The organism is Kitasatospora sp. NPDC059599 (genome assembly GCF_042735125.1).
Lineage (GTDB): Bacteria > Actinomycetota > Actinomycetes > Streptomycetales > Streptomycetaceae > Kitasatospora.
Map to the genome: position 1 here is coordinate 1 of NZ_JBHWCL010000269.1, position 4,898 is coordinate 4,898.

Genomic DNA, 4,898 nt, shown 5'->3' on the forward strand with positions numbered 1-4,898 from the left:
CAACACTCACCACCCACCCCCACATCACCCAAGCCACCGTCCTCCTCCGCGAAGACACCCCCGGCGACCAACGCCTCATCGCCTACGCCATCCCCACCCCCACCCACAACACCGACGATGCGGACCTGCCCGCCCAGCTGCGGCGCTTCACCGCCGAGCGCCTGCCCGAGTACATGGTCCCGTCGGCCGTGCTGCTCCTGCCCGCGTTCCCGCTCACCGTCAACGGCAAGCTCGACCGCCGCGCCCTGCCCGCCCCCGAGTACGGCGTGCAGACCACCACCCGCGAGCCGGCCGACGAGCGCGAGGCGACGATCTGCGCCGCCTTCGCCGAGGTCCTGGGCCTCGACACCGTCGGCCCCGACGACAGCTTCTTCGACCTCGGCGGACACTCCCTCCTCGCCACCCGCCTCGCCAGCCGCATCCGATCCGCCCTCGGCACCGAACTCCCGCTCCGCACCCTCTTCGAAGCCCCCACCCCCGCCGCCCTCGCCGAACGGCTGAAGCCCGCCAAGCGGGCCCGGCCGAGCCTGCGGTCGGTGAAGCGACCGACGGAGGCCGACTGACGCGCGGGCCTGCGGCCGGGTGATCCGTCCCGAACGGACGGCTCACCCGGCCCACCCGGCCCACCCCGGCCGACCGCCGTCGACCCGCACCCGCACCCGCACCCGCACCCGCACCCGCACCCGCACAGCAGCACCACGGCACGACCGCGAAGCCGCAAGGCCGCACAGCACCACACCAGACCTGATCCATCGCACGACCCGGCCCCCGCGGTCGGCCCGTCTCACAGCTAGGGGACTCCAGATGATTCCGTTGTCGTACGCGCAGCGCCGCCTTTGGTTCATGGGCGAGTTGACCGGCCCGAGCGCGACGTACAACATCCCGGTGGTGCTCCGGTTGACCGGGGTGCTGTCCCCGGCGGCGTTGGAGGCCGCGCTGCGCGATGTGGTCGACCGGCACGAGGTGTTGCGCACCGTCTTCCCGGCCGTGGACGGCGAGCCGCGCCAGCGGGTGCTGCCGGTCGAGCGGGCCGGCTTCGCGTTGGCGACGGCCGAGGCCGCCGGGGAGGCGGAGCTGGCCGGCGAGGTGGCCCGGGTGCTGGGCCACCCGTTCGACCTGCACGAGGAGATCCCGATCCGGGCGACCCTGTTCGCGGTCGCCCCGGAGGAGCACGTGCTGGCGGTGGTGGTCCACCACATCGCCGGCGACGGCTGGTCCCTCGAACCGCTGGCCCGCGACATCGCCACCGCGTACACGGCGCGGCTGGCCGACCGGGCGCCCGGCTGGGAGCCGCTGCCGGTCCAGTACGCCGACTACACCTTCTGGCAGCGCGAGCTGCTCGGCGACGACCAGGACCCGGAGAGCCTGCTGACCGAGCAACTCGACTACTGGCGCACGGCGTTGTCCGGTGTCCCGGAGGAGTTGGCGCTGCCGTACGACCGGCCGCGCCCGGCCACCGCGTCCAACCGGGGCGAGGCGGTGGAGCTGCTGGTACCGGCCGAACTGCACCGCAAGCTGGCCGAGTTGGCGAAGCAGCGGCAGGTGACGATGTACATGGTGCTGCAGGCGGCACTCGCCGTCCTGCTCTCCCGGCTCGGCGGCGGACCGGACATCCCGATCGGCACGCCGATCGCGGGCCGCACCGACGAGGACCTGAACGACCTGGTCGGCTTCTTCGTCAACACCCTGGTGATGCGCACCGACCTGTCCGGTGACCCTTCGCTGGCCGAGGTCCTCGACCGGGTCCGCGAGACCGGACTGAGCGCCTTCGAGCACCAGGACGTGCCCTTCGAGCGTCTGGTCGAGGACCTGGCGCCCGTGCGTTCACTGGCCCGCCACCCGCTCTTCCAGGTCATGCTCAGCCTGCAGAACAACGCGCAGGCGGTCCTCGACCTGCCCGGCGTCACCGTGCGTCCGATGGCCACCCAGTCGGCCTCGGCCCGCTTCGACCTCTCCTTCGAGGTCGGCGAGGACCTCGACCCGGCGGGCGGCCCGGCCGGGCTGTCGGTGCGGGCCACGTACGCCGCAGACCTCTTCGACCGGTCGACCGTCGAAGCGGTCACCCGGCGCCTGGTGCGGGTGCTGACGGCGCTCGCCGAGGAGCCGGCGACGCGGGTCAGCGCGGTGCGGGTGCTCGACGACGCCGAGCGGGTCCGGATCCTGGAGCAGTGGAACGACACCGCCGTCGAGGTGGCGCCGACCCACCTGCCCGCGCTGTTCGCCGCCCAGGTCGCCCGCACCCCCGATGCGGTGGCGGTGGTCGCCGAGGGTCAGCGGCTCACCTATGCGGAGCTGGACGCCCGGGCCAACCGCCTGGCCCGGCTGCTGCGGGAGCGCGGCGTCGGCCCGGAGTCGCTGGTCGCGGTCTGTCTCGGGCGCTCGGCCGACCTGGTGGTCGCGCTGCTCGCGGTGCTGAAGTCCGGTGCCGCCTACGTGCCCGTCGACCCGGAGTACCCGGCCGACCGGATCGCCTACATGCTCGACGACGCCGGACCGGTCGCCGTGGTGACCACGGGAGACCTCGCCGCCGGCCTGCCCGGTTCCGCCGGTGACCGGGGTCCGCTGCCGCGGATCCTGCTGGACGAGACCGACCTGGACGCGTACGACGGCTCCGCCCTGCCGTGCCCCGAGCTGCTGCCCGCACACCCGGCGTACGTCATCTACACCTCCGGCTCCACCGGGCGCCCCAAGGGCGTGCTGATCGAGCACCGGGCGCTGGTGAACTACGTGGTCCGCTGCCACCGGGCCTACCCGACGCTCAGCGGCAGCACCCTGCTGCACGCCTCCATCTCCTTCGACGCGGGCGTCACGGGCCTCTACGGCGCGCTGACCTGCGGCGGCCGCGTCGTGGTCGCCGCCCTGGACGAGCGGCTGCCGGCCCTGCTGGCCGGCGAGCGACTGACCTTCCTCAAGGGCACCCCGAGCCACCTGGCCTTCATGGACGCGCTGCCCGAGGAGTGCGCCCCGACCGGGCAGCTGATGGTGGGCGGCGAGGCGGTGCGCGCCGAGGCGATCCGCGCCTGGTCCGCGCGCCATCCCGGGGTGGCGATCGTCAACCACTACGGGCCGACCGAGGCGACCGTGGGCTGCACCGACTTCCCGGTGGACCCGCGAGCGGTCGGCGACGCCGCCGTGGTGCCGATGGGCCGACCGATGTGGAACACCCGGGCGTACGTCCTGGACGACACCCTGCGCCCGGTGCCGTCCGGCGTCGTCGGTGAACTGTACATCGCGGGGGCCCAGTTGGCTCGCGGCTACCTGGGCCGCCACGGCCTGACCGCGGAGCGTTTCGTCGCCTGCCCGTACGGCGAACCCGGCCGCCGCATGTACCGCACCGGCGACGTCGTCCGCTGGACCGCCGACGGGGACCTGCAGTTCCTGGGCCGCGCCGACGAGCAGGTGAAGATCCGCGGCTTCCGCATCGAACTCGGCGAGGTCGAGGCCGCCGTCGCCGACTGCCCGGGACTGGCACGGGCCGTGGTCGTCGCCCGCGAGGACGTGCCCGGCGACAAACGCCTCGTCGCCTACGTCGTCCCCGCCCCCGGCACCGGCGGTGCCGGGCTGCCCGCGCTGGTCCGCACGACGGTCGGCGCGCGTCTGCCCGACTACATGGTGCCGTCGGCCGTCGTGGCCCTGGACGCCCTGCCGCTGACCTCCAACGGGAAGCTCGACCGCCGTGCTCTGCCGGTCCCCGACTACGGGGTGGCGTCAGCGGGCCGCGGCGCGCGCACGGAGCAGGAGGAACTGCTCTGCGGTGTGTTCTCCGAGGTGCTCGGGGTCCCGGCGGTCGGCCCGGAGGACGACTTCTTCGTGAGCGGCGGGCACTCCCTGCTGGCGGTGCGGCTGATCAGCCGGATCCGCTCCGTCCTGGGCATCGAGCTGTCGTTGCGCACCTTGTTCGAGGCGCCGACCCCCGCCGCCCTGGCGCGCCACCTGGACCCGGGCGCGCTGGTCCGGCCGCCGGTGGTGGCCGCCGGGCAGCGGCCCGGGCGGGTGCCGCTGTCCTTCGCCCAGCAGCGGCTCTGGTTCTTCTCCCAGCTGGAGGGGCCGAGCGCCACCTACAACATCCCGGTGGCGCTGCGGCTGACCGGCGACCTCGACCGCGTCGCCCTCGACGCCGCCCTGTTCGACCTGATCGGCCGCCACGAGGTGCTGCGGACGGTCTTCCCCGCCCACGGCACCGGAGCGCACCAGCAGGTGCTCCCCGTCGACCGCGCAGCCCTCGACCGGCTCGGCTTCGGCCTGACCGTGACCGACACCACCGAGGCCGAGCTGGCCGAGGCCGTCGCCCGGGCGGCCGGGCACGCCTTCGACCTCTCGGCGGAGGTCCCGGTCCGGGCTTCGCTGTTCGTGCTGGCACCACAGGAGCACGTCCTGGTGGTGACGGTCCATCACATCGCCGGTGACGGCTGGTCGATGGCCCCGCTGGGGCGCGACCTGTCGGCCGCGTACGCGGCGCGAGTGGCCGGCGGTGCGCCCGGGTGGGCGCCGCTGCCGGTGCAGTACGCGGACTACACACTCTGGCAGCGCGGACTGCTCGGCGGCGAGGGGTCGCAGAGCGAACTACTGGAGCAGCAACTGAAGTACTGGCGCCAGGAGTTGGCGGGCTCGCCGGAGGAGCTGGCGCTCCCCTTCGACCGGTCGCGGCCGGCCGTCGCCTCCCACCGCGGCGGCTCGGTCGATCTCGCCGTCCCGGCCGACCTGCACGCCCGGCTGGCCGACCTGGCCCGCGAGCAGGGCGCCACGATGTTCATGGTGCTGCAGGCGGCGCTGGGCGTGCTGCTGTCCCGGCTCGGCGCCGGCGAGGACGTCCCGGTCGGCACCCCGGTCGCCGGCCGTACCGATGAGGCCCTGGACGAGTTGGTCGGCTTCTTCGTCAACACCCTGGTCGTCCGGAC

Annotated in this window: 1 protein-coding gene and 1 pseudogene; both read left to right on the forward strand. The window is 74.1% G+C overall.

Annotated features, from left to right (window positions below; translation table 11 throughout):
• A pseudogene (locus tag ACFV04_RS43210) lies at positions 1 to 2,100 on the forward strand (condensation domain-containing protein); the annotation flags it as partial.
• A 156-nt stretch (positions 2,101 to 2,256) separates the two neighbouring features.
• Positions 2,257 to 4,898: amino acid adenylation domain-containing protein (locus tag ACFV04_RS43215; RefSeq protein ID WP_380536554.1), on the forward strand; the 2,642-nt coding region annotated here is incomplete at its 3' end.